Annotated in this window: 26 protein-coding genes; 12 read left to right on the top strand and 14 right to left on the bottom strand. The window is 52.7% G+C overall.

Going from position 1 to position 26,741, the window contains the following annotated elements:
- Positions 1-3: 3 nt before the first annotated feature.
- The 5 genes from urtE to urtA are packed head-to-tail and all read right to left on the bottom strand — an operon-like array spanning position 4 to position 5,906.
- On the bottom strand, positions 4-699 hold the full coding sequence (urtE, locus tag G549_RS0105020) for an urea ABC transporter ATP-binding subunit UrtE (RefSeq protein ID WP_027834108.1): 696 nt from the start codon (positions 697-699) through the stop codon (positions 4-6).
- Between the two features lies 1 nt (position 700).
- Positions 701-1,444, bottom strand: a complete 744-nt coding sequence (gene urtD / locus G549_RS0105015) for an urea ABC transporter ATP-binding protein UrtD (protein WP_027834107.1) — start codon at positions 1,442-1,444, stop codon at positions 701-703.
- On the bottom strand, positions 1,441-2,619 hold the full coding sequence (gene urtC / locus G549_RS0105010) for an urea ABC transporter permease subunit UrtC (protein ID WP_027834106.1): 1,179 nt from the start codon (positions 2,617-2,619) through the stop codon (positions 1,441-1,443). The genes urtD and urtC overlap by 4 nt, the downstream gene beginning before the upstream one ends.
- 2 nt (positions 2,620-2,621) lie before the next feature.
- Complete coding sequence (gene urtB, locus G549_RS0105005; protein ID WP_210162395.1) at positions 2,622-4,583, bottom strand: urea ABC transporter permease subunit UrtB; 1,962 nt, start codon at positions 4,581-4,583, stop codon at positions 2,622-2,624.
- A gap of 60 nt (positions 4,584-4,643) precedes the next feature.
- A complete protein-coding gene (gene urtA, locus G549_RS0105000) occupies positions 4,644-5,906 on the bottom strand; it encodes an urea ABC transporter substrate-binding protein (protein ID WP_084634025.1) in 1,263 nt (420 codons plus the stop codon).
- 100 nt (positions 5,907-6,006) lie between these two features.
- Here urtA and G549_RS0104990 point away from each other — a divergent pair, with 100 nt between their 5' ends.
- A complete protein-coding gene (locus tag G549_RS0104990; RefSeq protein WP_156905475.1) occupies positions 6,007-6,975 on the top strand; it encodes a LysR family transcriptional regulator in 969 nt (322 codons plus the stop codon).
- 184 nt (positions 6,976-7,159) lie between these two features.
- On the opposite strand, the gene G549_RS19090 is transcribed toward G549_RS0104990, so the two are convergent.
- Complete coding sequence (locus G549_RS19090; RefSeq protein ID WP_051213389.1) at positions 7,160-8,215, bottom strand: cytochrome c3 family protein; 1,056 nt, start codon at positions 8,213-8,215, stop codon at positions 7,160-7,162.
- 123 nt (positions 8,216-8,338) lie between these two features.
- On the opposite strand from G549_RS19090, the gene G549_RS0104980 reads away from it, so the two are divergent.
- The 10 genes from G549_RS0104980 to G549_RS0104935 all read left to right on the top strand — a co-directional run bounded on the left by G549_RS0104980 (position 8,339) and on the right by G549_RS0104935 (position 15,681).
- Positions 8,339-9,580, top strand: a complete 1,242-nt coding sequence (locus G549_RS0104980) for a hypothetical protein (protein WP_036221004.1) — start codon at positions 8,339-8,341, stop codon at positions 9,578-9,580.
- Entirely contained in the window at positions 9,577-10,362 is a 786-nt protein-coding gene (locus G549_RS19085) for an RnfABCDGE type electron transport complex subunit D (RefSeq protein WP_051213387.1), read from the top strand. Before G549_RS0104980 ends, G549_RS19085 begins: the two co-directional genes overlap by 4 nt.
- Complete coding sequence (gene nqrC, locus G549_RS0104970) at positions 10,355-11,164, top strand: NADH:ubiquinone reductase (Na(+)-transporting) subunit C (RefSeq protein ID WP_027834101.1); 810 nt, start codon at positions 10,355-10,357, stop codon at positions 11,162-11,164. The genes G549_RS19085 and nqrC overlap by 8 nt, the downstream gene beginning before the upstream one ends.
- On the top strand, positions 11,161-11,817 hold the full coding sequence (locus G549_RS0104965) for an NADH:ubiquinone reductase (Na(+)-transporting) subunit D (protein WP_027834100.1): 657 nt from the start codon (positions 11,161-11,163) through the stop codon (positions 11,815-11,817). The genes nqrC and G549_RS0104965 overlap by 4 nt, the downstream gene beginning before the upstream one ends.
- The gene (nqrE, locus tag G549_RS0104960; protein ID WP_027834099.1) at positions 11,814-12,413 is read left to right on the top strand and encodes an NADH:ubiquinone reductase (Na(+)-transporting) subunit E; all 600 of its coding nucleotides are present in this window, start codon (positions 11,814-11,816) and stop codon (positions 12,411-12,413) included. Before G549_RS0104965 ends, nqrE begins: the two co-directional genes overlap by 4 nt.
- Positions 12,410-13,630 (top strand): NADH:ubiquinone reductase (Na(+)-transporting) subunit F, encoded by a 1,221-nt coding sequence (gene nqrF / locus G549_RS0104955; protein ID WP_027834098.1) that lies wholly within the window; start codon positions 12,410-12,412, stop codon positions 13,628-13,630. The genes nqrE and nqrF overlap by 4 nt, the downstream gene beginning before the upstream one ends.
- A 2-nt stretch (positions 13,631-13,632) precedes the next feature.
- A complete protein-coding gene (locus G549_RS0104950) occupies positions 13,633-14,592 on the top strand; it encodes an FAD:protein FMN transferase (RefSeq protein WP_169449606.1) in 960 nt (319 codons plus the stop codon).
- Positions 14,593-14,608: 16 nt separating this feature from the next.
- A complete protein-coding gene (gene nqrM, locus G549_RS21645) occupies positions 14,609-14,782 on the top strand; it encodes a (Na+)-NQR maturation NqrM (RefSeq protein ID WP_084633978.1) in 174 nt (57 codons plus the stop codon).
- Positions 14,779-15,174, top strand: a complete 396-nt coding sequence (locus G549_RS0104940) for a CBS domain-containing protein (protein ID WP_027834096.1) — start codon at positions 14,779-14,781, stop codon at positions 15,172-15,174. The genes nqrM and G549_RS0104940 overlap by 4 nt, the downstream gene beginning before the upstream one ends.
- 99 nt (positions 15,175-15,273) lie before the next feature.
- Positions 15,274-15,681, top strand: a complete 408-nt coding sequence (locus G549_RS0104935; RefSeq protein ID WP_027834095.1) for a universal stress protein — start codon at positions 15,274-15,276, stop codon at positions 15,679-15,681.
- A 121-nt stretch (positions 15,682-15,802) separates the two neighbouring features.
- Here the strand turns inward: G549_RS0104935 and G549_RS21910 are convergent, their stop codons facing one another.
- From G549_RS21910 to G549_RS0104900, 7 genes are all read right to left on the bottom strand, one after another.
- Complete coding sequence (locus G549_RS21910) at positions 15,803-16,081, bottom strand: hypothetical protein (RefSeq protein ID WP_169449605.1); 279 nt, start codon at positions 16,079-16,081, stop codon at positions 15,803-15,805.
- A gap of 52 nt (positions 16,082-16,133) precedes the next feature.
- On the bottom strand, positions 16,134-17,252 hold the full coding sequence (locus G549_RS0104925; protein ID WP_027834094.1) for a Gfo/Idh/MocA family protein: 1,119 nt from the start codon (positions 17,250-17,252) through the stop codon (positions 16,134-16,136).
- An 11-nt stretch (positions 17,253-17,263) separates the two neighbouring features.
- Complete coding sequence (gene iolG / locus G549_RS0104920; protein WP_027834093.1) at positions 17,264-18,265, bottom strand: inositol 2-dehydrogenase; 1,002 nt, start codon at positions 18,263-18,265, stop codon at positions 17,264-17,266.
- 8 nt (positions 18,266-18,273) lie between these two features.
- Complete coding sequence (locus G549_RS0104915) at positions 18,274-19,875, bottom strand: GMC family oxidoreductase (protein ID WP_027834092.1); 1,602 nt, start codon at positions 19,873-19,875, stop codon at positions 18,274-18,276.
- 146 nt (positions 19,876-20,021) lie between these two features.
- The gene (locus tag G549_RS0104910) at positions 20,022-21,515 is read right to left on the bottom strand and encodes a sugar ABC transporter ATP-binding protein (RefSeq protein WP_027834091.1); all 1,494 of its coding nucleotides are present in this window, start codon (positions 21,513-21,515) and stop codon (positions 20,022-20,024) included.
- Complete coding sequence (locus G549_RS0104905; RefSeq protein WP_051213385.1) at positions 21,512-22,486, bottom strand: ABC transporter permease; 975 nt, start codon at positions 22,484-22,486, stop codon at positions 21,512-21,514. Before G549_RS0104905 ends, G549_RS0104910 begins: the two co-directional genes overlap by 4 nt.
- Positions 22,487-23,443, bottom strand: a complete 957-nt coding sequence (locus tag G549_RS0104900) for an ABC transporter permease (protein WP_027834089.1) — start codon at positions 23,441-23,443, stop codon at positions 22,487-22,489.
- A 246-nt stretch (positions 23,444-23,689) separates the two neighbouring features.
- Here G549_RS0104900 and G549_RS0104890 point away from each other — a divergent pair, with 246 nt between their 5' ends.
- Positions 23,690-24,691, top strand: a complete 1,002-nt coding sequence (locus tag G549_RS0104890) for a sugar ABC transporter substrate-binding protein (protein WP_036221002.1) — start codon at positions 23,690-23,692, stop codon at positions 24,689-24,691.
- Positions 24,692-24,747: 56 nt separating this feature from the next.
- Here the strand turns inward: G549_RS0104890 and G549_RS0104885 are convergent, their stop codons facing one another.
- Positions 24,748-26,454 (bottom strand): ABC transporter substrate-binding protein, encoded by a 1,707-nt coding sequence (locus G549_RS0104885; RefSeq protein ID WP_027834087.1) that lies wholly within the window; start codon positions 26,452-26,454, stop codon positions 24,748-24,750.
- Between the last annotated feature and the right edge of the window lie 287 nt (positions 26,455-26,741).

The raw sequence follows: 26,741 nt of genomic DNA, 5'->3' as shown, positions 1-26,741 counted from the left end.
AAATCATACCTTCAGCGTTTCCAGAACCGCAGACTTTTTCAGCTCAGACTTTTTGCCGTCCAAAATAATCTCACCACGACGCATGGAATAGATATGATCAGCAAGCTGGTAGGCGAACTCAAAATATTGCTCCACAAGCAAAATGGCCATTTGCCCCTGATCATTGAGAAATGAAATCACACGTCCGATTTGTTGTATGACATTGGGCTGAATGCCCTCGGTGGGTTCATCGAGCAGCAGAAGCTTTGGCTTCGTGATCAATGCACGTGCGATGGCCAGTTGTTGCTGCTGGCCGCCAGAGAGGTCACCGCCACGGCGGTTCTGCATCTCCTTTAAGACCGGAAACAGCTCAAACATTTCTTCTGGCAAAACACGTTCATCTTTATCCAGACAGGCGAACCCGATCTCCATATTTTCCCGCACGGTCATGAGCGGAAAGATGTCGCGACCTTGCGGGACATAGCCGATACCGGCTTTGGCCAGATGGTGTGCCGAAGCCGCCTTTTTTTCCACGCCATCCAGAACATAGTGACCGCCAGAATGATTGTGGACACCTGCTATGGCTTTTAACAGGCTTGTTTTGCCGACGCCGTTTACGCCCAACAAACAAGTGATCTTGCCCTTTTCAGCGACCAAATCCACACCGTGCAAAATCTGGCTCTGGCCATAGTGAAGGGTGATGTCTTTTAGCTCCAGCATTTTAGCGCCCCAGATATACGTCAATGACGTCTTGGTTTTCGGTCACATGTTCCAATGAGCCTTCGGCAAGAACCGATCCCTCGTGCAATACGGTCACCCGACAGTCGAGTTTACGGACGAAGTCCATATCGTGCTCCACGACAACCACAGCCCGGCTTTGCGCCGCGCGGCGGAGCAGGTCCACCGTCTTTTGGCGCTCTTCCTGGGTCATGCCTGCAGCGGGTTCGTCCACCAGCAGCAATCTTGGTTCTTGTGCGAGCAGCATGCCAATCTCCAGCCACTGTTTTTGTCCGTGACTTAAGTCTCCAGAGCGTTTTTCCAGATGATCCTGAAGCCCAATTTCCTCGGCCAATGCCGCTATCCGTTGGTCGTCACTTTCATTATGTCGATAGAACAATACCGAGAACGGGCTACGATCATTGTCGAGCGCCATGAGCAAATTCTCATAAACACTCTGCTCTTCGAACACCGTGGGCTTTTGGAATTTCCGCCCCACACCGAGACGCGCAATCTGGCTTTCCTGACGTTTGAGCAACGAAACATTTTTTTCGCCCCAAATGACTTCTCCGGCATCGGGCCTGGTTTTGCCCGTTACAATATCCATAAAGGTTGTCTTGCCCGCCCCGTTCGGTCCGATGATTGCCCGCAATTCTCCTTCAGCGATGCTGAAAGAAAGCGCGTTGATGGCTTTGAACCCGTCGAAGGAAACGGAAATATTGCGGACTTCCAATAGAGCTTCATTCATTTTGTCCGCTCCATTTTAATCATATCGATTAGGCCACCAATTCCCTTAGGTGCGTAAAGTGTTACGGCGACAAAACTCACGCCCAACAAAACGAGCCACCAATCCACCCAGACGACATTGACGGGGCCGACCTCAATATTCGGTATCTGACCCCCGGTGAACAAACTGGATAGCATCGACACAAGCGCGGCACCAATCACCGCGCCGTAAATGCGGCCACGCCCGCCTATCGCCACCCAAACAGCAAGATAAATTGAGGCAATCGGCGCGATTTCCGCTGGGTTGATGATGCCCGCCTGAGGATAGTAAATGGCACCGGCTATTGCGGCCATTATGGCCGTAAGCACAAAGATGAACAGCTTATAGGTCTCCACGTGATATCCGAGAAAGCGTACACGCGCCTCATTGTCACGAATACCCTTGATCACATTGCCCATTTTGTTCTCGACAATAAGCTTGGCAATGACAAATCCAAGGCCCAGCGCAAACGCAGACGCCAAAAGGAAATAAAGGGAGATATGAGATTGGGGCACATGGTCAAGCCCCGGAATATTTTGCAAGCCAGAAAGACCATTATTGCCGCGAAGGCCGCTATCGTTTTGGAAAAGATAGAGCGCCAACGCCAACGTCATAGCCTGCGTCAGGATCGACAAATAAACGCCTGTTACGCGACTGCGAAATGCGAGCCAGCCAAAAACCAAGGCAAGCAAACCGGGCACCAGCACGACCAGCGCAAGCTGGATCGGTAAGGAATGTGCAAACGCCCAGATTGCCGGAATTTCGGCACCACCGACAACGCCGAAAATTTGCGTGCCAATGGCCTCCTGAATTTCCTGTGGGGTGGGGGGCAGTGCTGCATTCGCCATGGAGCTTTCCACGATGAGGCGCGTGCGTTCATACATCAACCACATGCCAATCATATATCCGCCAAGCCCAAAGAAGGCGAAATGCCCCAGGCTCAAGATGCCGCAATAGCCCCACACAAGGTCCATGGCGATGGCGATCAGGCAAAAACAAAGTGTTTTGCCAAGTGTTTTGATCATCGATGTTGAAATGAACCCGATGCCGAATGCCTCGCTGCCGATGGCGGCGAAAATGGTGAAAGCGGAGAGCAATCCGAGAAAAATCAAAACGCTCGGGTTTTTCATCAAAAACTGGGTCAAGGGGCCTTGCATGATCAATCTCCCGCTGCCCGACCTTTAAGGGCGATAATGCCGCGAGGTCGAAATTGAATGAAAATGATGATGAAGATGATCATGTAGGTTTGTGCCGCCAAAGTGTTTGCCGGATTGAACCATTCGATGCCTTTTTGCAAAAAGCCGATCATCACAGCGCCAGCCAGCGTGCCCCAAATGTTTCCAACACCACCAACGACCACGGTCATGAAGCTTTGGACGATATAGTCACCGCCCATTTCTGACGTCACTTTGGCGTATAGGCCAATTGCGACGCCTGCGATGCCCGCAATGCCAGAGCCAAGGCCAAAGGTCAGCATGTTGATGAAGTTCGGGTTGATGCCCATGCTTGCCGCCATTTGGCGGTTTTGGGTCACCGCACGCGTTTCCAACCCAAACCTTGTTTTGTTCAGTACAAACAAGAGCACCACGAAAAATAGGACACCCAATCCAAAGATCGCGATCCTAATCAAGGAAATGGAGATCACATCATTGATCACTAAGGCTCCATCCAACCATTCTGGCGCGGTGAGCGGCCGTGCCTGGGTGCCAAAAATGTTTTTCGCAAGCTGTTGCAGCGCGATGGAAATGCCAAATGTTGCAAGAAGAGTTTCCAGAGGACGATGATAAAGGTGTCTAATGACCAATCGCTCTAAGGCAACACCAGCAAAAAAGGTCACGGCAAACGCCAGAGGAATGGCGATGATGATAGACAGGGTGTAGTTTGTGACGAATTGCTGGACCGCAAAGCCAGTGTATGCGCCCATCATGATGAATTCGCCATGGGCCATATTGATAACGCGCATAACGCCGAAAGTGATGGCCAGGCCAATTGCAGCCAGGAAATAGATGGATGCCAGCGAAATGGCGTCAAGCAAAACATCCACAAACTCAGACAAGGCGACGCTGGTTTCGATCTTTTCAAGCGCGACTTCCGCCGCCTGTGTTACTTGGGCATCCCTTTCATCATAGACTTCTACAAACTCAAATTGTTCAACCAATATGTCTGCGCTAAGCCCTGGTGACCAAAAGGGTGCTTTTCCTTCAGCAACAAGTGAAAGATAGGCCGCATCGCGATTTTTTTGAGTGTCGAGATTGTGCAATGTGAATCGGCCGACTTTTCCTTCCCCAATGTTTTCGATAAGGAATTGTGTTCGTTCGCTGGCGGTGGGAATAGCTTCGGCAAGGTCGTTGTCGATGAGAAGCTGATACGCATCTTCAACACTAAAATCGGCCTCTCCCGGGATGACGTGCCGGGCAATGTTGGCATCATCGTCCAGCATGTCTTTTAATGCCATTGTCGAACTGGTGACACGATTTAGGTTGGCGCGCGTTTCAACTGACAGATCATCTGATGCTCTATGAATGGCACTCACCCGTTCCTCAGAGCTCGCACCGAACTGAATAGTCAAAAAACGTTCAAGCCGCTCCATTTCCGCTTTTAGCGCCTGGTTGGGTTCGGCACTGATGGCCCCGCGCAACGGCAGCAAATGCTGCTTGTTGGCTAAGCGTGATAGGCTTGAAATAGCTTCCTGTCTGACTGACATGTCGGCGCTTTTGAGCCGGGAGATCACCAAGGCTTCATCAATGAGCGCCCGCAAACCTGAATTGGGTTTGATTTGCTTGATCTGCTTTTTGGGCAGGGTTTCGACAAGTTCCAAGGTGGCAATATCAAACAATTCGTAGGTGCGGTCTTCACGCTTTTCTGCGACAAAAATTTCTTCGTCAGACTTGCGATACCAAAGGTCTTTTTCCTGCCAAAGCGAAAGAAACCGTAGGCTGCTGGGATCGTCCAGAGCGACGAGTGCATCAATGATTGGGGGGGCGGTCCTCACGGAGCCTTTGATGATGTCCGGTGCGTTTTGAGACACAATGGATTTCAAGGAAGGAGCAGTGCCTTCCTGTGCTTGGGTGGGCAGTACGATCAGAAAGCATGCCAGCAATAAGAGAAATCGAGATATCACATTGGTCTCCAAGCAAATGAGAGGGCAGAGCCCCGCCCTCTCATCGGTCAAACAATAGGATTAGTAGTTAGATTTGATCTGAACGCAGCTTGATGTTTCGGTGTTGTACATACCGCAGCCAAGCTCTTTCCAATCTGATTTCAGGACAGCAGATTCTGGAAGAAAATCTGTCCATGCATCACCCGGCACTTCTTCAGTCTGGCTGATAATGTCGAACTGGCCGTCCTCTTGGATCTCACCAATCAGCACGGGTTTTGTCAGGTGGTGGTTCACCAACATCTCGGCTGTGCCGCCAGTCAGGTTTTCAAATTGCTGGCCGTACATGGCCTCACGCACAGCATCCACATCGGTTGTGCCGGCTTGTTCGACAGCATTCACCCACATGTTAAACCCGATATAGTGCGCCTCCATGGGGTCGTTCGTCACCCGATCTTCACCCATGCGCTCTTTCCATGTTTCGATGAAGCTTGCATTCGCTTCACTATCGGCAGACTGAAAATAGTTCCAAGCCGCAAGGTGACCAACAAGGTTGGTTGTGTCCAAGCCGGTCAGCTCTTCCTCACCCACTGAAAACGCAACAACTGGAATATCTGCAGCGGAGACACCAGCTGCAGCTAGCTCTTTATAGAAGCCGATATTGGCATCGCCATTGATGGTTGAGATCACGCCGACTTTCTTGCCATCAGCGCCAAGTGCAACCACATCAGCAACGATCTTTGACCAGTCAGAATGGCCAAATGGCGTGTAGTTTACAAAGATGTCGCTTTCAGAGATGCCTTTGTCAGCCAAATATTGGGCGAGAATTTTGTTCGTTGTGCGTGGATAGACATAGTCTGTACCCAGAAGTGCAAATTTCTCTACGCCCAACTCCTCCAGGAAATAATCGGTCGCCGGGATGGCCTGTTGGTTGGGTGCAGCACCAGTGTAGAAAACGTTCTTGGAAGATTCTTCGCCTTCATATTGAACCGGGTAAAACAGCAAGCCGTTCAATTCTTCAATAACTGGAAGAACAGATTTCCGAGATACAGAAGTCCAGTTCCCAAAGATCACATCAACCTCATGAACTGTTAGAAGTTCACGCGCCTTTTCGGCAAACAAAGGCCAGTCTGATGCTGGATCGACCACCACGGGCACGATCTCCTCGCCCAATAGACCACCCTTTTCATTCTGTTGCTCAATGAGCATCAACATGGTGTCTTTCAATGTTGTTTCAGAAATTGCCATTGTCCCTGACAATGAGTGCAGAATCCCCACCTTGATTTCCGCGAATGCTGATGTTGTGGCGGCGGCGCACATTGCGGTTGCTAGAAGCAGCTTTTTCATCATTTCTCTCTCAATGTTGTCGCGAAAGCCCTGCGCTTTTCGCGTTCATTCGAGCCCATAACTGATCAGCATTTTGGACATGCCAGAACGGTAATAAACATTGAGTGTTGCTGTCTGCCGCAAAGAAGTGCGCTTAATGTTGCGTTTTTTGCACCAGTGTGGTGAAACAATAATCATGCGTCACTTACAAACATTCAAATATGTTAGGGCAATCGTAGAGGCTGGTTCTATTCGTGGGGCCGCAGAAACGCTCGCAATTTCGCCGTCCGCGCTCAATCGAAACATTCAGGCGCTGGAACTGGATCTGGGGATATCGGTGTTCGACCGGTTGTCACGCGGCGTGGCGCTTTCCGTTGAGGGAGAGCTGTTTTATCGCTTTGCTTTGGAACAATTGACAAGCTACGACAGAATGAATTCTCAGATCGAGGCGGTTAAGGGGCTGCACATCGGCAAGGTTACGATTGGCGTAAGTGCAGACATTCACACAGGGTTCCTAGTGCCTCTTATTACCGAGTTCAAACAGGAGTTCCCGCAAGTTGAACTATCAATCCAACTCGTGTCTCAATCCGATCTCGAAGATCAACTTGTAAATGGCAACATTGACTTTGCCCTTTTTTATCAACCCCAATTAAGCCGCAACATAAAGATCAATTTCTCCAAACAAGTCGATATATGTTTAATGGTGCCAAATGGTGCGAAGCTCGGACAGGATCGAACCGCGCGCCTCCACCATCTGGAGGGCCTGAATCTTGTTACACCGCCAACACACACCGAGTTAATGGCGAAATTTGAGGGGGCATGCGAAAGACAGGATATCGAACCCACGCTATATCTGTCCTGCCCGGATCAGACACAATATCTCCAACAAACACCCATTGCCTTGATCGGCCTTGCAATATTGCCGAACCCCAATCAAATCGGCGTTGTCCCTGTTGGGTATAAGGTCTTGAAACTTCACGAAAACGATGTTGGGTCCGGCTACATAAATGTCGTCATAGAGCGCAAGCGGCATCTTTCATTCGCCGCCAGCAAGTTTCACGAGCGACTAACCTACAATTTAGACCAATAGTTCGACGAAGGTCTGTTTTGAGTAAACTCAAATCAAATGTCCCAATGTCTGCTATTGGGATTTTGCGACGGTTGGCAACCTGCAACCGCTGAAATGCAGTATTGGGTATACTACCTTGCCCACTCTAATGCCGATCAGACGAACAGCATGAAAGCCGCGAGGCGGCTTTCATGGGCTTTGTGTATTACGGGCGAGGCCCAATCTCGATATTTGTCGTGTTGGTGCGGTCTGCGAGATCAGTGATCGCGTCATGCAGCAGTTGCACCGCATAATGGGGGTTGTGGGCATAAGCGCCCTTGTCCATGCCAATGAACTGATAGTTATAAGCGGCGCGCAAAAGGGCAGGGGTCCACGCATTGTAGCGGTTGGCGTAGGTTGGCTCAGTCTCGGCATGAAAGAAGTAAGGATACTGCTTAGCATAGGCGATCGGCGCCTCGGAAACGGTTTCCGCGTATGCTTCGATTGCGGACAATAGCTTTTCATGAAGTGCAGAAATTTCAGCGTAAATGCCGTTCGTTACATCGCCATCACCGTCAAAATCAAGCTTTGACGTACGGATATCGCGCAACGCATCTACCGTGTGACAGCTTGTGCAATTGTCCAGCGTAACCTGCGTGCTGTGCGGATCGTGACAGTCGATACAAGTTGAATAGGCTTCGACATGGCTGAACTTCCCGGCATAGTCGCGCCCCGGATATTCGTAGCCGCCCTTGACCTCAGTACCGAACAAGGTTGCAGCAGCCAATGCATAATGCGGGTTCACAAAGCTGAGCTCGGAATTCACTTCGTCATCCGGCAAACCTGTTGTGCGTTGGTCAAGGTCGGGACCAGATTGCCGGCCCTGATGGCAAGTCAAACAAGTTGCACTGCCGTCATGCGCCGCGATTGCCGCGCCAGAGGGGAACAAAATTTGTTCGAGTTGTTTCACCCCGTCATCATGACAGGTCGCGCAATCAACGACACCGCCAGTCGCTACTGGCTTATCGATGACACCAACGGACGAACCGTCAATACCGTGAAAGGCGCGAAAACCCTCACCCGAGTGGCACGCGGCGCATGAAACCGGGATCTCGCCCTCATCATTCCAATGCGTGAAGGAAGACGACTGCGGATTGGCATGACCCGACTTTTGCCAAAGCTCAACCATTGACGGTCCGGTCGACTCATTTTGGGAAAGGGCAACCTGAGCGAGCAACAGGCTCAGGCCAGCCAGAATAACGAGAATAACATTTCGCTTCATATTGAGGGTCCTCCATTGCATCCGACTATACGTCCACAAGTTGCAGATCAGATTGACCCAAATCAACGATTGAGCGCAATAAAACCTCTAGGCTTGGGTTTGTATCAGAAGGGGTTGATCGGCATGAAGATAAGTGTGCGCGGCGGCTTGCCGTATCCACTCAGCGGCCCAGCCATAAGCGGGCCAACAGACACTGTTAAAACCGATTGCATCGCCCTTTTAGGCGTGGACTATCCCGGCATGCGCGCGCGGGTTCTTGTGGATCAGGGCGCAACGGTGAAAGCAGGCACGCCGCTTTTTGAGGATCGGCGGAACCCGGGAATCACGGTCACCGCGCCAGTCAGTGGCAAAATCGACCAGATCAATATCGGCGCTCAACGCCGCCTGTCCTCCATTCATATCACGGTTGCAGGCGATGATAGACTGTCGTTTGATGTGAGCAAGGCGCATACTAATGAAGGTCTGCGCGCCCTCATGCAGAGCGCCGGGCTGTGGCCCGCTCTTCGTGCCCGACCTTTTGACCGCGTGCCGCCATTGGACGGGCAGGCTGCTGCCATTTTTATCACAGCAACAGACACCCACGCACAAGCGCCGAATCCGCGTGATGTGCTGTCGGGGCTGGAAACCAGCTTTGCCCGTGGCGTGGCGGCGCTCAAGCTTTTGACGCCGGGAAAAATCTATCTTTGCCAGCATAGCGGCGATGCTTTGGCCCCGGCGGATGAGCAAACGCAGATTGTGAACGTGGATGGTCATCATCCCGCCGGCTTGGTCGGCACCCATATTAACCGGCTTCATCCACCTTCGCGGCAAAAGCCGGTCTGGCATATCGGCTATCAGGATGTGGCGGAACTCGGCATATTGCTGACCGATGGTCACCTCACGGGACAACGCACCATCACGCTGTCCGGCCCCGGCCTGAGCACGGCCCGCTATTTGCGCGTCCGGTGGGGGGCGGATTTACACGCATTGACGCGGAAGGATTTGCAGCCCGGCCGGAAGCGTATTCTCTCCGGCCCAGCTTTGGGTGGGCGTGAAAACCGCCATTTGTCGCGATATCACCTGCAAGCCACCGTCTTGGATATGCCGCCCGAACGGCCACGCAACTGGTTGGTGGCTGCGCTGCGGGCTGCGGCTGTGCCCGCGCCTTTTGTGCCCACACAGGCGGTGGAAAATGCCCTCGGCCCAAAGCTTCATGTGGTGCCGCTATTGCGGGCATTGAGCATTGGTGATGCTGAAAGCGCGGCGCGGTTGGGCTGTCTGCAACTGGCGGAAGAAGATATGGCTTTGGCCACTTATGCGACTGGCGGCGAAGTAGATTTTGCTGCCCGTCTGCGCGACGTATTGACGACATTGGAGGCCTCATGACAACTGGCATATGGCAACGTAACATGGTGAGTTGGATGCTGGTGGTGGCGCTTTTGCCGGTGGCCGCTGCCCTGTGGATCGAGCAGGATGGCGCGGCATTGCTCCGGTTCGGCGTGGCGTTGGTCACCATCCTTATTTGGCAGGCCGTGTTTTTGATTGCGCGTGCGCAACCCCTGTCTCCGATTGCGGTGGTGACCGCCTTTGCCGTCGCGCTTTTGGCCTCCGGCATAACCGAAGCCTGGCAAATTGTGCTGGCGGTCAGTTTCGGCACGGTGGTGGGTGAACAGATATTCGGCGGCTGGGGTCGCAACTTTATTCATGCCGGCGTTGTTGCGCTCGCCTTTTTATACTTTGCCTTTCCAGAGGTGGCCCATCAGGGCACCGGCATCTGGGTCGCCATATCGGTTTTGCCCGGCGCGGCTTTGCTGTTGCTCACGGGCATCTTGTCCGGGCGCGTGATGATCGGTGCCGTCGTCGGCCTTGTTGTTGTCACGCTTGTCATGGGCGCAGATCCGGGCGCGCCTTTCTTGCAGGGAAGTCTTGTTTTTGGGATGGTTTTTCTGGTGGCAGACCCGGTTTGCTCGGCCAGCACCCGCGGCGGGCGCTGGCTTTATGGTGGCTTGGCTGGGGCACTGATTGCACTGCTCGGCTGGGCCGATGTGGGCATCGCCGCGCCTCAGGCAGTGGTGTTTGCCGCTTTGCTGGCCGCGATTTTTGCGCCCCTGATCGATGCCGGCATTATCGCCGCCACCACAAAGCAATGGAGAGAACATAATGCCTGATCTTAATCCGATATCCTGGTGGCTGAAATTGCTGGCATTGCCCAATGAAAGCCGCACCAAAACGTTGGTGGTGGCCTTTCTGGTCTCTGGCATTTGTGCCCTGGTGGTGTCGAGCGCCGCAGTCATTCTGGAACCAATGCAAGAGGCAAACCGCGCTGCGGAACGGCAGGCACGGCTGGACGCCATGATGGCGGCCATGCCCGGCATGGAAGAAATCCTCGCCGAGGCAGACGCGGACACTCTAAACAGCGTAGTCGTTGATCTCAAAAATATTGAGATGACCGAGATCGACCCGAGCACCTTCGACATGCGTGCTGCAGCGCAAGATCCCGAAACATCCACGATTATCCCGCCGGAAGCGGATATTGCGGGTCTTGGGCGACGGGCAGATTATGCACCCGTGCATATTTTGCGCAGCGGCGACGAGTTGCGGTTGATCATCCTGCCGATTTCGGCGTCCGGTTATCAATCCACCATCCATGCCAATCTGGCGCTTGAAGCTGACCTCAATACGGTGGCAGGTCTGTCCATTGTCGAACAGGGCGAAACGCCCGGCCTTGGTGCCCGCATTGAGGAACCGGCATGGCAAGCGCTCTGGCCGGGCAAAAAACTGGCCGATAAGAATGGCGACATCACCCTTACTGTTGTGCGCGGTCGCGCCACGAATGAGTTTGAGGTTGATGGGATCACCGGCGCCACGCGCACCGGCAATGCGGTGACGGAAGCGGTGCATTTCTGGCTTGGAGAATATGGATATGGGCCATTCCTCGACAAATTGCGCGCGGGGGCGCTTGAACAATGAGCGCACTCCGGCATCTTTATGGTCCGATCATCGACAATAATCCAATCACCCTGCAAATCCTTGGGATCTGTTCGGCGCTGGCGGTCACCACCTCCCTGACCACCTCTGCCGTGATGTCGTTAGCCCTGATCACCGTTTTGGTGATGTCCAGTCTGGTAATCAGCACCATTCGGCGGCATATACCGAGCGCTATCCGGCTGATTGTTCAAATCACCATCATCGCGTCGCTGGTGATTGTTGCCGATCAGATCATTCAGGCCTTTGCGTTTGACATCAGCCAGCGTCTCTCGATTTTTGTGGGCCTGATCGTCACCAACTGTTTGGTTTTGGGGCGAGCTGAGGCCTTCGCCATGCAAAATCCGCCAGGGCCAGCCGTGCTTGATGCTTTGGGCAACGGGCTTGGCTACAGTCTGATCTTGCTGATTGTGGGCTTTATTCGGGAACTGTTAGGGGCCGGCACGCTGTTCGGGCTTACCGTGTTTCCTTCGGTTTATGACGGGGGCTGGTTTACCCCGCTAAACCTCATGCTTTTGGCCCCAAGCGCCTTTTTCATTCTCGGGCTCCTAATTTGGGCCATTCGCGCGCTGCGCCCTGCGCAAATTGAGCCGTCAGATTATAAAATCGCCATTGATCCCAATCGGAGAGCGCCATGATCGATCTATTTCTGCGCTCCATTTTTGCGGACAATCTGATCCTCAGTTTCTTTTTGGGGGTCTGCACCTTTCTCGCCGTCTCCAAACGTCTGGACACAGCTTTTGGTCTGGGTATTGCCCTGATCGTGGTGCAAACGATCACCGTGCCGCTCAATCATCTTATTCTGGCCCGACTGCTGGCGCCAGGTGCCTGGAGCTGGCTTGGTCTCGGCGATGTAGACCTGACCTTTTTGAGCCTCATCGCCTTTATCGGGGTGATTGCCGCCACGGTGCAGATCCTCGAACTGGTGTTGGATCGATTTGTGCCAGCGCTTTATCGCGCGCTAGGCATCTATCTCCCATTGATCACCGTCAACTGCGCCATTTTGGGTGGCAGCCTTTTTATGGCCGAGCGCGATTATAGCTTTTCCGAAAGCGTTGTGTTCGGCTTTGGCGGCGGCATTGGCTGGGCGCTGGCGATCATGGGTCTCGCCGCCATTCGGGAGCGGTTGAACTATGCGGACATCCCCGCCGGGCTGCGCGGGCTCGGCATGGCCTTTATTGTCACCGGGCTGATGTCCATGGGCTTTACCGCTTTTGCCGGGGTGCAGCTATGACCGAAATTCTCATGGGCACCGCGCTGATCACTATATTGATCTTATGTCTTTCCCTTTTGGTAATCGGGGTTAGGGCTTGGCTGTCGCCAGCCCTACCTGTGGAGGTCACTGTAAATGGGTCCATGAAAGTGCCCGGCACTACCGGCCAAAAACTGCTCAATTTGCTGAACAACGCCGACATTCCCGTCCCCTCGGCCTGCGCAGGGGCAGGCACCTGTGGCCTGTGCAAGGTGAAGGTCACCGAAGGCGGCGGACCTCCTTTGCCCACAGAGACCGCCCGCCTTTCGCGCAGCGATCTGGAACAAGGGGAACGTCTGGCCTGCCAAATTGTGGTCCGCGCACCAATGGCTGTGGCGGTGCCTGATGACATTCTGGCCGCCGAAAGCTGGACCGCGCGCGTTGTCTCCAATCAGATGCTCGCGCCGCTCATCAAGGAACTTGTGCTGGAGGTGCCGCCAAATGTTGATTTTGCCTTCCGCGCTGGCACCTATATGCAGCTGGAAGCGCCTGCCTACACGCTAGACTTTGCCGAATTGGACGTGCCCCCCAAATATGACGCGGTGTGGCAGACCATGGGGTGGCGACAGCTTGTGGCCAAAAATGATGAAACCACCCACCGTGCTTATTCCATCGCCAGTCGGCCGCAGGATCAGGGCAAAATCGTATTCAATATTCGCCTTGCGGTGCCGCCACCGGGTGCTGATGCCCACATTCCGCCGGGAATAGTTTCCTCCTATCTGTTCAATCTGCAATCAGGTGACAGCTTGAACGTCTCCGGGCCATTCGGGGATTTCGGCGTGCAGGAGACAGAGCGGGAAATGGTATTCATTGGCGGTGGGGTCGGCATGGCGCCCCTGCGGGCCATGATCCACGAGCAACTGACCGCTGGCACCACGCGCAAAATTTCGTTTTGGTATGGCGCCCGAAGTGGCAGCGACATTTTTTATGCCGATGAGTTCGACAAACTCGCCGCAGCGCACGAGAATTTTGACTGGACGTTGGCTTTGTCAGAGCCTGCGCCCGAAGATGAGTGGCGCGGCGCGACCGGCTTTATCCATGAAGTGGTTTTCCGCCACTATCTGAAAAACCATCCAGCACCGGAAAACTGCGAATATTATTTGTGCGGCCCACCACTGATGATCCAGGCGGTTCTGGCCATGCTGGACAGTTGTGGGGTTGAGCCCACTTCCATTTTTAACGACGATTTCGGGATATGATCATGCTGACGCGACGTAAATTTATGACCCTTACCGCCAGTGGACTTGCGTTAACGGCGCTGCCCGCGCGGTCTGCGGAATTGGCAACCTATGGCGGTCCTGCCTTCGGGTCGTACTGGCGACTGTCCCTTGCTCAGCCTTTCGCCGAAGCTGAGATTTCCAGGCAGATCAATCAGGTCATCCGCGAGACGGATGCATTATTTTCGCCCTATCTGGCCACCAGCGCGCTTTCTGTTGTCAATAAACAGGACGGCACAGACTGGATCGCGCTGCCACCGGCGCTGGAGGCCTTGCTGGCAGAAGGCCTCGACCTCGCGGCACGCAGCGACGGGGCTTTCGATCCGACCGTCGGGCCACGGGTGGCGCATTATGGCTTTGGTCCCATTGAAGGGGTGGCCGGCAACTATCAGGAGCTTACCCTGGCCCCCGGCAAATTGCGCAAAGCACGGGCGGGCCTCACTCTTGATCTGTGCGGCATCGCAAAGGGCCATGCCCTTGACCTGATGCGTACAGAGTTGGCGGCAATGGGCGTTGCTGATTATATGCTTGATCTGGGCGGTGAAGTTACCAGCCACGGTCTGCATCCGGATGGGCGCCCCTGGCAGGTGGGCGTGGAAACGCCCGGCGAACAGGGCCTTGCGCATTTGCTTGACCTGAAGGGGCAAACAATAGCCACATCGGGGCTTGGCGTGCAGGCCTACAAAAGCGGCGGACGTACCTTTGGTCACATCATCAACCCGTTCAGCGACGGGCCCAACCCAAGCCGCACCCTTTCGGTTTCGGTGATCAGCGCCAATACGGCCTTTGCTGATGGATGGGCCACCGCCTTAATGGCCGTTGCCGAAGAACAAGCCATCGCAATGGCCGAGCGGGAAAGCCTGAATGCGCTGTTTTTGTTGCGAGACGGCGACAAGGTGCAGCCGGTCTACACTGGTGATTTTACGCGTTTCGTCATAGCGTGAGGAAGGGAGAGAGATCATGGAAATTCTGCTGCCGGTGTTTGTGATCTTTTTATTGGCCGTGACGGCCATGGCTGTGGGCGTCTTTTTGGGGCGCCCACCAATCAAAGGGTCCTGTGGCGGGTTGGCATGTATCAAAAAGCTTGATTGCGACTTCTGTCCGTATCGCGAACATGAACGGGAAAACACATGAGTACCCGCCAGTCGATTGCCGATTTTATGGTGCGAGATGTCACCACCTTTTCTCCCACGCTCGAAATTAATCATGCGGTGGCGATGCTTCTGGATAAAGGCATTTCGGGCGCGCCGGTGGTGGATGATACGGGCAGTTTGCTCGGCATGCTCACCAAAAAAGACTGTTTCCGCGCAGCGCTGAACGCCAATTACTACAAGCAATGGGGCGGCACCGTCGCGCAATATATGTCGCATGATCCGGTCACACTTGATGTGGATTTGGATGTGGTCTCAGCCGCCGAGCATTTCCTTGCCAGTTCCTATCGCCTGTTTCCAGTTGTTGATGATGGCCAAATAGTTGGCATCATCAGCCGATCGGATTTGCTCAAAGCTTTTGCCCAGTTGGGATAACCGCGCAGCACTCGTGCACAGGCTCGGCGAAAGGGCTGACCTAAATCAATCTGTCTCCGGCAGAAATTGCTATACTTCGGAGGCAGAGGAGGATTGAACATGTATAAAAACATTCTGATCGCCGTCGCATTGGAACATGATCGCGACATCAGCGGCTCAATAGAAATTGCTCAGCGCCTTTTGGCTGACGGGGGCAAGATTACAGCCTTACACGTCATGGAGCCGATCTCCGGCTATGTCGAGCCCTATTTGCCAGAAGGCCACCGCACGAAACGCCAGTCGGAAACGGAAACGGCGCTGGCCGCCGCATTGGAAGGCGCCAAAGATATTGCGCCGGCTATTGTTGAAGGCCATGCCGGGCGCGCCATTGTGGAATATGCAGATGATCATGGGATCGACTGTATCGTCATTGCGTCCCATAGACCGGAATTCCAAGACTACTTTCTGGGCTCAACCGCCAGCCGCGTCGTACGCCACGCCGCAGCCGCTGTTCATGTGATCAGATGATATGACGACGACGAACTTCACGATGTTTGTTTTCAGATAGCTACGGCCGTTTGAGATGGCCAACTGTGCGAAGCTTAGTCATGGGATTATGCTATCATTAGAAAAAGTCGAGCGAAGAATGTTAGCGTTGGGCGATTTCTGCCTGAATGCTGTTTTGACGATCATTGTCAGAATGCTTTTTATTGTATGAGCGAAAGCCTTGCGCCGTCGCATGCTGGCCCACCATGCCGCTCGGCAGGTTACTTCTTACGCTAGAATATAGCGAATGCCATATCGCAAACGGAGTAATTCCAGAGGAGGGAACGACACGATTAGTTCCCTGATCCCGGTCTTGGTGGATCCCTTCAAGAATTTTGACCACTTGCATTGCAAGTGGAATACGATAAACAACGCGCTTCACTGTGCAATTCGCAGTGTGTCCGGAAGAGCCCAAAGACTAATTGCCTCGTTCTTTATATGGCAATCACTGCCTGCTCACGCGATGATTGCTGCATGGCGTCCACAATGCGTTGAACTTCGACAGCTTCGTCAAAGTCGGTCTGGCAAAACGAGCTATTGGCATAGGCTTGCAACAGCTCTGCAACTTCGATGACCTTTAGGTCGTTAAACCCAAGGTGATGACCGGGGGCGGGGCAAAAATTTCCGTAAGGATAATGCTGTGGAGCGCTTTCGATTTTGGTGAAGCCAGATCGCTTTGGATCATTGGACGTCACAAGCAACTCGTTCATGCGTTCCTGTGAGAACGATATCGCACCTTTAGTGCCGGTGATCTCGAAGGATAAATCCATCGTTCTGCCACTGGCCGCCCAGTTGGACTCAATCGTGCCGCTGGCGCCATTTTTGAGGCTGATAACGGCGTTTGTGATGTCGTCGACCTCGACAGGCTTAAGCTCGCTTGAACCTACCGCCACAGGCCGCTCTTTGTGGATGGTTTTGCATTGAGCGGAAACCGCAGCAAAATCACCGAGCAGATAACGCGCCATGGAAATGATGTGACTGCCAATGTCCGCCAGGGCACCGCCGCCATCAATCGCCGTGCGAAACGAATGCGGCGTTGAGGGATCGCACATATAGTTTTCCGCATGCCGGCCCCGGAAATTGACAATTTCACCCAATTCACCCGACTCAACCATCTGCTTTGCAAAGGCAATCAACGGATTGCGTAAAAAGTTGAAACCGACCAAGGTGAGGGCATTGGCGTCTCGCGCGGCTTTCGCCATGCGTCGCGCACTTTCAAGTGTGGTGGAAAGTGGTTTTTCGCAATAAACCGCTTTGCCGGCTTGAAGTGCTTCCATAACGATTGGCTCATGCAACGCGTTGGGCGCGGTGACCGCCACAATATCCACGTCAGGGTCGTGACAAAGCTCTGTCCAATCGCCAGTGAACCGCTTATAGCCAAGCTGTTGCGCACTTTGCTCCGCCAGATCGTAGGTTGCATCGGCCAGCATGACCGGCACGGGGGTAACCGGCAAATCAAACAGCCCGGCAACGGAGCGAAATGCATTGGCATGACATCGTCCCATAAATCCACTTCCGACCAAACCGATGCCGACAGATTGTTGTTCAGACATAAATACCCCTTTTAGATATAGTCAGGTTTGACGGTTTCGCCGGTTTTTGCCGAATGCGTGCAGGCAAGCGCAATGGCCAACGCGTTGCGACCATCCGATGCTGACGGAGAGGGAGCCGCGCCGGCCATAATGGCTTGATGAAATGCATCAAGCGCGTGTCCGAAAGAGGCATCATATCGCTCCAAGAAAAAGTGCTTTAGCGGCGCTTTTGCCTGGGTGAGATCTTTCGTGGAGCGGATCAGATTTTGATCCCGATGATTTTGCGTTTGCAACATGCCATCGCGACCAAAGGCTTCGATACGTTGATCAAACCCGTAGGCGCATTTGCGGCTGTTATTGACATGCACAATGCAGCCCGACGGCATTTTCAACGTTGTCATTGTAGCATCGAAATCGCCTTCCGCGCCGATTTCAGGATCGAACAGGCAACTGCCAGCAGCAAACACTTCCGAAGGGTTTTCGTTTGTAATCCAACACATTAGGTCAATGTCATGGATCGTTCCATCGACAAAATAGCCACCGGATTGTCGCACATATTGTATAGGTGGCGGAGCTGGCTCGCGGCTCCAGCTCATCAAAAAGGTGAGCGCACCAATGTCACCTGCATCCACGGCTTTTTTCAACGCGGCAACGTCCGGATCAAACCGACGGTTGAACCCCAACATGAAGGGCACGCGATGCGTTGCGAGCATATCCAAACAATGATCAACCCGTTCGAGATTTAAATCCAACGGCTTTTCACAATAGATGGGTTTGCCCGCTTTGGCGCAGGCGGCAATATACTCCAAATGAGTGTTTGTCGGTGTGGCGATAACCACCGCATCAATGTCCGGTGCCGATAAAAGATCGTCCAGTGAATCTTCCGCCCGGCCGCCATATTGAGCCGCCGCTTTTTGCGCAGACGATAAACGTGGATTGAAAATCGCGGCCAAATTCATCTGCGGATGCGCATTAATTTTGGGTCCATACACATGGGCCATTCTGCCGCTGCCCAAGAGCGCAATATTCAGCATGGTTCAATTCACCCTTTATGATCTTCGATAATATGTGCAGCACCTTTTTCGCCAATCATAATGGCGGCGGCATTTGTGTTTGCCGTGACAATGCTGGGCATGATGGAGGCGTCAACAACGCGCAGATTGGTAATGCCATGCACGCGGAGTCGTGAATCGACGACTGCATCCTCATCGACACCCATTTTGCAGGTGCCCACAGGATGGAGCAGGGACAGGCCACTTTCCCGCAAATAGCTGATCAAGTCATCGTCAGACTGAACCTGAGGGCCGGGCGATAGCTCATATTCAACCATATTCGCCAAAGGCTCAGTTTCTGCGATTTTTCTTCCAAATTTAAGTCCGGCCAGCGCCGCCTGCACATCGTCATCATGTTCAAGAAAGTTGAATTGAATTTTCGGTTGATCTTCCAATCGCGGACCGGAAAGGGTGACCCGTCCGCATGATTTTGGCCGCATATGTTCCGCCAAGATGGTGAAGCCGGAAAAAGGGTGTGGCTTTAGCTCTTCGTCGGTGCACCAGGCCATAAAAGTCACCATCATATCCGGGCGATCAATATGCGGTTGGCTTTTGATAAAGGTGTTGGAATAATTGCCATTATCCGCAAATGGACCCGTTCTGAACAAGAGAAAACGCAGCAGCTGCAATCCGCCCTTTAGCGGGTTGTTATAAAGGTCATTCACGGTGGAATGCTCGCGCGACCGATATTCAGCACCAATGCCAAAATGGTCACGCAGATTTTCACCAACGCCAGGTACATTGTGCTTCACCGGAATGCCGTGCGCCTGTAACTCGTTTGCAGGGCCCACACCTGATAGTTTGAGCAATTGCGGTGAGTTAAACGTGCCGCCGCACAAAATCGTTTCGCGATTTGCATGTGCCTGATGACGGCCCGAACGATCATGCCATTCAACGCCAATCGCTCTACCATCCTCGATGATGATGCGATCAACCATCGCATGGGTCACGATGTGAATGTTTTCTTTGCCCGGACCATTCAAAAAAGCCGCTGCCGTGCTATGGCGCCAACCCTTTTTGGTGGTGGTTTGTATGTACCCTGTGCCTTCCTGCGTGGCACCATTAAAATCCGGATTGCGCGGCACGCCCAACGCTTCAGAAGCGGCGTGAAAGGCTTCGCCGAGCTTATGTTCGGTCCTCAAATCCGATACGGCCTGTGGGCCGCCAACGCCGTGAAACTGGTCGGGTCCGCGCTCCTGATCTTCACTTTTTTTGAAAAAGGGCAACACATCAGACCAGCCCCAGCCATCGCACCCCAAATCGCGCCAATGATCAAAATCTTGCTGCTGACCGCGCATATAGATCATGCCATTGATCGAACCGCTGCCGCCCATGACTTTGCCACGGGGCTGGAACAAGCGCCGATTATTGAGGTGAGGTTCAGGCTCACTTTCGTAACACCAATTGACGGATTTATTGGCGTATAGCTGAGAATAGCCAAGCGGGATGTGAATCCAAGGATTACGATCTTTTCCACCCGCTTCAAGAAGTAGAGTTTTAAATCCGGCTTCGCCCAATCGACCCGCGACCACGCAACCCGCCGAGCCTGCGCCAACCACAATAAAATCATAGCTTGTGCTGGATTGTGACATATAAAACTCCAAAAACTGTCTTTTGGCGATGATGACATTTCGCCCAAAACGCGCCTATCGCGCAGTTATCCGATTTGGATAATAAAAAGGGCGGACAACACCATTGGTGATTGCCCGCCCAAGTTCACACAGAGGGTTGTGCGAGGTTAGGTTTTGGAGACAGCAGAAATCAGGTTCTCTTCTGTTTGGTTTTGCCCAGAAAAACTGCCCACAATCCGGCCATTCGCCATGGCGAGTACGCGGTGGCTCACGCCAAGCACTTCAGGCATTTCCGAAGAAATAACGATCACCGCCAAGCCCTGTTCCGCCAAATTGGCGATCAGCTCGTGAATGGACGATTTTGATCCCACATCAATGCCACGCGTTGGCTCATCCAAAATGATAAGATTGGGGCTTGAGCATAGCCATTTTGCCAGAACAAACTTTTGCTGGTTGCCCCCTGACAGTTTGGCAACAGGCTGTTCGGGGCCCGTGGTTTTGATATCAAGCGCCTGTTGAAACTGCTCGTAGGTTTCGAGCTCTTTTTCTTTCGACATCACGCTCAAAGTAGAAAAGAAGTGAAGGTGCGGCAGCGTGATGTTTTCACGTCCGCCCATGCCCAGAACCAAGCCCTGTTCTTTTCTGCTTTCGGGCACCAAGGCGATGCCGAGTTCAATGGCCTCAGCCGGCGTGGGGTGAGAAATCTCGCGTCCCTTCCATATGATCCTGCCGCTTTGGGCCTTGCGAATGCCGAAAATGGTTTCAACCACCTCGGATCGACCAGCGCCCACCAGGCCATAAAGGCCAAGCACTTCGCCGGATTTCACCGAAAAACTGACGTCGCTGAACAGACCATCAGCACTCAAACCGTCTATCGCCAGCACATCCTCGCCAAAATTTTCTTTGGCGCGATGGAAATAGGTGTCGAGGTCGCGCCCGATCATTGCCCGGGTGATTTCATCAACGCTCGTATCCGCAGTAATTTTGGTGCCTTGCACTTGGCCATCGCGCAAAATAGTGATGCGATCAGTGATTTCAAAGATCTCATCCATTTTGTGCGAGATGTAAATGATGCCTTTGCCGCGAGAACGTAGATCCTCAATGGTTTCGAAAAGCTGGGCTTTTTCATTGTCTGTAAGGGAGGCAGTGGGCTCATCAAAAATCACAATATTGGCGTTGAACGCCTGAGCGCGGGCAATCTCCACCATCTGTTGGCGCGCGATGGACAATTGGCCAACGCGATCATCGGGCGCAAAGTCACAGCCAAGTGCTTCCAATGCCTGCTGCGTCTGCTTGCGCAGCTTTCTTTTTTGCAGCAAGCCAAACCGATTGGTTGGCCACGCACCGAGATAGATATTCTCAGCCACGGACAGCTCAGGGGATAGGGAAAGTTCCTGATGGATCAGCAAAATACCCTTAAGCCGCGCATCAAGCGGCGAGTGCACTTGCATCTCTTTTCCCAAATATTTGATGCTGCCTTGTTCCGCGGTGTAAAGCCCAGCGAGCACCTTCATCAATGTGGATTTGCCAGCGCCGTTTTCGCCCACTAGGGCCAGCACTTCGCCTTGCTTCACATCCAAGCTCACATTGTCGAGCGCTTTGACGCCGGGGAATGTTTTGGTGATGCCCTGTAGCTCTAAAAGTGTTGTGTTCTGGGTCATGACGTTTTCTTCCGTGAGATGCCAGACAAAAAGTGATCAAGCAGCAACGCCATAATAAGCACTGCACCCATAACCATCAGTTCCACATAATTAGGAGTGCTCAGAAGGCGTAGGCCATTGCGCATAACCGCCAGGGTCAACACCCCGCCAATGGTCATCCATAAAGTGCCATAGCCGCCAGTGAGCCGCACACCGCCCAGCACAACAGCGATAATGGTCCACAACTCCCAAATCTTCCCCGCATTTGGCTCGGCTGTGCCTAAACGCATGGACAGCAAGATGCCTGCAACTGCGGCCAGTCCGCCGCAAATGGTGAAATTGATGATCTTGTTGCGCTTTACATTGATGCCTGCATCATGTGCCGCTTCAATATTATCGCCCACCGAATAGGCTTCGCGACCATGTCGCGTGGAGGTCAAAATCCATTGAAACAGAAAAGCCAGCCCCAAAAAGATCATCGCGGTGATGGAGAGGGGGCCGAGATAAATCTCGGGATATTCAGTGTAGGAAAAGTCGCTGACCATCAGTGCATCTTCGCCAGTGTAAATGAACACCAGGCCCCGCACGCCAATCAGCGCCCCCAAGGTCACGATAAAGGAGTGAATGCCGGAGAGGGCGATAATGGTGCCGTTTAAGGCACCAAGCGCCACACCGGAGAGCAAGCCGCAAAACACGGCGGGCCAAACACCAATCGAATCTTGCAGGCCAATGGCCAACGCGCTGGCCAAAGCCAAAACCGCACCGACCGACAGATCGATTTCACCATTGATCATCACCAAGGTCATGCCGATGGCCAAAATGCCGATAAAGGCAGACTGGGTGAGGACATTGCTCAGATTATTTACCGTCAAGAAATAGGGCGAAGCGAGAGAAAACGCGCCAAACACCACCAGAAAGAACACCCAAATATGGTTGCGCAGCAGCCAGTTTTTAATGGGAGCGAGAAAGGAGATTTTGTTGGGAGTAGACATTTATGCAAACACCTTTCCACGCTTCGCACCAAGATCAATCCATACTGCGAGGATGATCACAACCCAGGTGACAAGCCATTGAACATAATAGGGATATCCGAGCAGAAGCAGGCCGTTTTGAATAAAGCCCAGCATGGTGATGCCGAGAATGGTGCGCCAAATGCCGCCAGAGCCGCCAAGCAATGAGGTGCCACCGAGAATAATGCCTGCAAGCACGGTAAGCTCGTATCCCTGGCCAATGGTGTTTTGCGCGCCCATAACCCGGCTGCCCATAATAATGGCGGCCAACGCAGTGGTTAGGCCGGACAGAATGTAAGCAAAGAAAATCGTTTTACGCGTATCAATACCGGAGAATTTGCTGGCCGTTTCATTGCCACCCACCGCAAAGATTTGCCGCCCAAATGTTGTGCGCGTCAGCACAAAGCTGGCCACAATCGCCGTGAGAATGAAAATAAGCGCTGGAACAGGAATTCCGAATAAATCGGCCCGCCCGAAAAAGGCAAACCAAGTATTCTGCGCGTTTTGGACATTCACATTGGCGCCGCCGGAATAAAACAAAGTCAGGCCTTGTAGGAATGACAGCATGGCGAGCGTAACGATGAGGGCATTCAGGCCGATAAAGCCAATAAGCAACCCATTGATTGCGCCGATGACGATGCCGCCAATCATCACATATATAATGGCCATAAAGGGGCCTGACACATTGTGTTGGTCAACAACAATCACCGTCAAAAACGTAAGCATGGACCCAACGGAAAGGTCAAAGCGCCCAGTAATGACAACAAAGGTCACCCCGATTGCGATCATGCCTGTTATCGACACCTGACGGATCACGTCGAGAAAATTGCCAACGGTTAAAAAGGTGTCTGTGGTGAGCGCAACCCCGGCGAGAAATATGCCGAATGCGAATAAGAGACCGTGTCGCCTGAGTAGGGCGGTCATATCCTGCTTGAACATAGGCAAATCTCTCCTCCACGCTTTGCCTGACAAGCATTTATTGTAAACTGACGCAATTAGACGCGGGAGAACAGCGGTCGTTCATCCAAAATGGATATTTATTGCCGTTTGATGGGTGGTTCTGGCCAATTGTCAGATTTGGATATCAGGGTCGTTGTTTTTCAAATGCACAAATCGTCCAATTAACCGGATTGGCAAGAGAGCTATTTCTCAACGTCAGTTGTGCATCAATGAGGAGGAAGAAATATGAACAGCATGATCAAATCGATCAAGCTTACGGTCGCAAGCGTGGTTTTAATGGCCAGCGCCACTGGCTTGGCCATGGCGCAGGACGCTCCAGACTGGTTGGGTGGCGAACTGAAAAAACCATTGGCTGAAACACGCATCGGTATCACCGTGCTTTACCCAGGCTCTAATGCCTACCAAGCAAAATATGCGGAAACCGCTGAAAGCTACACAAAAGAGCTTGGCATCCAAGCCATTGTGTTGGACCCACAAGGCGACCCCGCAACACAATTTGACCAAATCCAAGACATGTCATCACAGCCGATTGACGCCCTGGTGGTTTGGCCAACATCACAAAATGCATTGATCCCTGCGATCCGTCAGGCATCACGCAATGGCATCCCGGTTATCACGTCGAATTCTCCCATCGGCGAAGCGGGGCGTCGCTATATTGCAGGGCATACCGGCCCGGATGACTGCGCACAGGCGGAGCAATCAGCTGAGATGTTGGCCGAGTCGCTTGGCGGCAAAGGTGACATTGTGGTTGTGGAAGGTACGCCGGGTTACACCGTGTCCATTCTACGCAAAAACTGCTTCCTAGATAAAATGGCCGACTCCTATCCGGACATCAATATCTTGGCCAGCCAAACCGCTGAATGGAACCGCGAGAAAGCCCAAACGGTGATGGAAACATTCCTGACCCAGTTTGGTGATGAAATCGACGGCGTTTATGCCTTTGATGATGGCATGGGCCTTGGTGTGATTAGTGCACTTCAAGGTGCGGGCAAAGCACCGGGTGAGGTGAAAGTCGTAACCTGTAACCAGTTTGGTGAAGGTTGGGACGCCATGAAAGAGGGCTGGCACTCTGGCTCTAACAAGCAATCACCTGTTGATGATGCCATCCTTGCCATTCAAACGGCAATCAAAATTGCGAATGGCATTGAGGTGCCACCGCTACAAGGTATTGAAACACCGAAAGTAACACCAGAAAATGTGGATGAGTTCGAGCGTCCTAGCTGGTAAGCGACATTTAAAATGTCACTTAATAGGGCCCGCAATCTTAAACGATTGCGGGCTTTTTATTTATAGCGACCATTTTCGCGCATCAAATGATCAATCGAATTCTGGCAGGTCAAAAGCGCTTGTTTAATGGTGATATCCTTCAACAGCATCTGATGAATGACATTGCCAAGAATCTCAAAAATACCGCTGATTTCAGGCACAGGAGGGCGGGGCCAGTTTTGCGTCATCCCCTGACGTTCCATGGTGTCCAAATAACCCAGCATTTTAGAAAAAGACTGCACCTCAGGGTCGGCACTGGTCGAAAAGCGAGGGCTGGTGTGGCTGCCATTTTGCACATACCACTTCATCATTTCCGGGCGTGCCAGATATTCCATGACTTTCCATGCGGATTGGCGTCGCTCATCGCTCAAATTGGCTGGCATGCCCATGCAAAAACCGCCAATTGGAGACACCATTGGCTTGCCTTCCACGGATGGATGGCACGTAAACCCGATTTTATCGTGGATGTCCTTTGCGCCCTCTTTGCCAAAGGCCGCTGCCCGCACGGACCAACCATAGGTCATCGCCGCATCGCCATTGGCGAAGATGGCAATCCGTTCGTCCCAAGAACATTTGAGGCTTTTCGGATGGGCATAATCCAACAATGCTTTCAAAAACTCTGCCGTTCGATGCCCAGCTTCTGTATCGATCATTGGGCGAAAATTTTCGCCTTCGATATGATCGACATCGAATTCATTGTCGATCTGTTGCAGATTGATAATGGGCTGGCCGAAATCCGCCAAGGTTTGCACAAAGGTGTGCGCCACCGGCAAACCACGGCCGTAATTCATCACGATGCCGGGCGTTGTGCCGCGGAATTTATGCAAAGTGCGCGCCGCGAGCAAAACGTCTTCAGTTGTTTGCGGCGGAGTGAGACCGGCTTCATTGAGCAAATCTGAACGGTAGAAAAGCAATTCAGTGGTGGGTTGGATGGGAATGCCATATTGCCTATTTTGATATCGTCCACCTTTCCAAGCTGCGGTATGAAAGTCCGATGAATTATACCGCTCATTCTCAATCAGGTCTGAAAGGGGGCGTAATATCTCATCATGCGCGAACTTGCCCAGCCAGGGTAGATCGAAATTGACAATATCAAATTCTGACTGCTCCAATTCGTGATTTTGCAAAATGGCCGCATAAAGCTCATTAAGAGGCAAGAGTGTGAATTCCACCTGCGTGCCGCAAAGCTCATTGATCGTTCGCGCGTTTTGCTTCAGCGTTCGAAAAGTCGGGTCGGGCGAGCAAAGGATCTTTATTTTCTTGTCAAATCCAACGCCAGTTCGCATCGCATTGGGAAATGACAGGATTTTGGCGGTCATATATGAACCACCAAAGAAGAAGTCGCTCGCGGTGCCATCATTTTGGACAAACCCAAATGTTTTGCCAACATGGGCTTTAAGCTGCAACGCATAAGATTCAAATTCACGGATCAGCTTACGGGTGGGGTGCAACGAGAACGAGCGGCCAGTATTTGATCTTGGGCGCTTATGCAAAAGCTCCTCGTCGATCAACTCGGTAATCCTTCGCATCGCGGTGCCATAAGGCACACCTGACGCTGACGCCGCTGACGTGATCGTCAACAGCTTTCCCTCTAGGTGTCGACGCATGGAATATGAAATGATGTTCCACCGCGCATCTGGCGCCGCGAGATTGGTGCGGTCTGAACAGATCTGTCGCGATGTATCAGCAAAGTCCAAAATGCGTATAAGTTCGTCTCTGGTCACGATACGTCCTCCCTCTTTGAACATTCTCAAATTGTGTGACCAAGCGATAGGTCGAAAAATATCCAAAATGGATTTCTGTCGACAAAATTGGGAAGGTGATGTGTCCAAGCGAATTTCTTGTGATCAACGCATGAGGACATGCTGCTGATAGAGGCACATGTTCCGATGTACCAACACTCTTATCACGAGCAGAAAGAAATCGACAAGACTGGTGTTGCCCTTACTCCAAGGGCAAGATGGATTAAGACGCGATGCCAAGCCGACACAGCGTGGCAAGTGGGAGTTTG

Origin of the sequence: Maritalea myrionectae DSM 19524 (genome assembly GCF_000423365.1) — a bacterium.
Classification (GTDB): domain Bacteria; phylum Pseudomonadota; class Alphaproteobacteria; order Rhizobiales; family Devosiaceae; genus Maritalea; species Maritalea myrionectae.
Note: the sequence above shows the minus strand (reverse complement) of the source record. Positions and strands in the feature narration are given on the sequence as shown.

Bases quoted from the DNA above. Each gene is read 5' to 3' on its own strand.
- G549_RS0104900 (WP_027834089.1), bottom strand. From the start codon at position 23,443: ATGTTCAAGCAGGATATGACCGCCCTACTCAGGCGACACGGTCTCTTA.
- G549_RS0104950 (WP_169449606.1), top strand. From the start codon at position 13,633: ATGCTGACGCGACGTAAATTTATGACCCTTACCGCCAGTGGACTTGCG.
- G549_RS0104890 (WP_036221002.1), top strand. From the start codon at position 23,690: ATGAACAGCATGATCAAATCGATCAAGCTTACGGTCGCAAGCGTGGTT.
- iolG (WP_027834093.1), bottom strand. From the start codon at position 18,265: ATGCTGAATATTGCGCTCTTGGGCAGCGGCAGAATGGCCCATGTGTAT.
- G549_RS0104940 (WP_027834096.1), top strand. From the start codon at position 14,779: ATGAGTACCCGCCAGTCGATTGCCGATTTTATGGTGCGAGATGTCACC.
- nqrF (WP_027834098.1), top strand. From the start codon at position 12,410: ATGACCGAAATTCTCATGGGCACCGCGCTGATCACTATATTGATCTTA.
- G549_RS0104905 (WP_051213385.1), bottom strand. From the start codon at position 22,486: ATGTCTACTCCCAACAAAATCTCCTTTCTCGCTCCCATTAAAAACTGG.
- G549_RS0104925 (WP_027834094.1), bottom strand. From the start codon at position 17,252: ATGTCTGAACAACAATCTGTCGGCATCGGTTTGGTCGGAAGTGGATTT.
- nqrE (WP_027834099.1), top strand. From the start codon at position 11,814: ATGATCGATCTATTTCTGCGCTCCATTTTTGCGGACAATCTGATCCTC.
- G549_RS19085 (WP_051213387.1), top strand. From the start codon at position 9,577: ATGACAACTGGCATATGGCAACGTAACATGGTGAGTTGGATGCTGGTG.
- G549_RS0104935 (WP_027834095.1), top strand. From the start codon at position 15,274: ATGTATAAAAACATTCTGATCGCCGTCGCATTGGAACATGATCGCGAC.
- G549_RS0104965 (WP_027834100.1), top strand. From the start codon at position 11,161: ATGAGCGCACTCCGGCATCTTTATGGTCCGATCATCGACAATAATCCA.
- urtA (WP_084634025.1), bottom strand. From the start codon at position 5,906: ATGAAAAAGCTGCTTCTAGCAACCGCAATGTGCGCCGCCGCCACAACA.
- nqrM (WP_084633978.1), top strand. From the start codon at position 14,609: ATGGAAATTCTGCTGCCGGTGTTTGTGATCTTTTTATTGGCCGTGACG.
- urtC (WP_027834106.1), bottom strand. From the start codon at position 2,619: ATGCAAGGCCCCTTGACCCAGTTTTTGATGAAAAACCCGAGCGTTTTG.
- nqrC (WP_027834101.1), top strand. From the start codon at position 10,355: ATGCCTGATCTTAATCCGATATCCTGGTGGCTGAAATTGCTGGCATTG.
- urtE (WP_027834108.1), bottom strand. From the start codon at position 699: ATGCTGGAGCTAAAAGACATCACCCTTCACTATGGCCAGAGCCAGATT.
- G549_RS0104910 (WP_027834091.1), bottom strand. From the start codon at position 21,515: ATGACCCAGAACACAACACTTTTAGAGCTACAGGGCATCACCAAAACA.
- urtD (WP_027834107.1), bottom strand. From the start codon at position 1,444: ATGAATGAAGCTCTATTGGAAGTCCGCAATATTTCCGTTTCCTTCGAC.
- G549_RS0104980 (WP_036221004.1), top strand. From the start codon at position 8,339: ATGAAGATAAGTGTGCGCGGCGGCTTGCCGTATCCACTCAGCGGCCCA.
- G549_RS19090 (WP_051213389.1), bottom strand. From the start codon at position 8,215: ATGAAGCGAAATGTTATTCTCGTTATTCTGGCTGGCCTGAGCCTGTTG.
- G549_RS0104915 (WP_027834092.1), bottom strand. From the start codon at position 19,875: ATGTCACAATCCAGCACAAGCTATGATTTTATTGTGGTTGGCGCAGGC.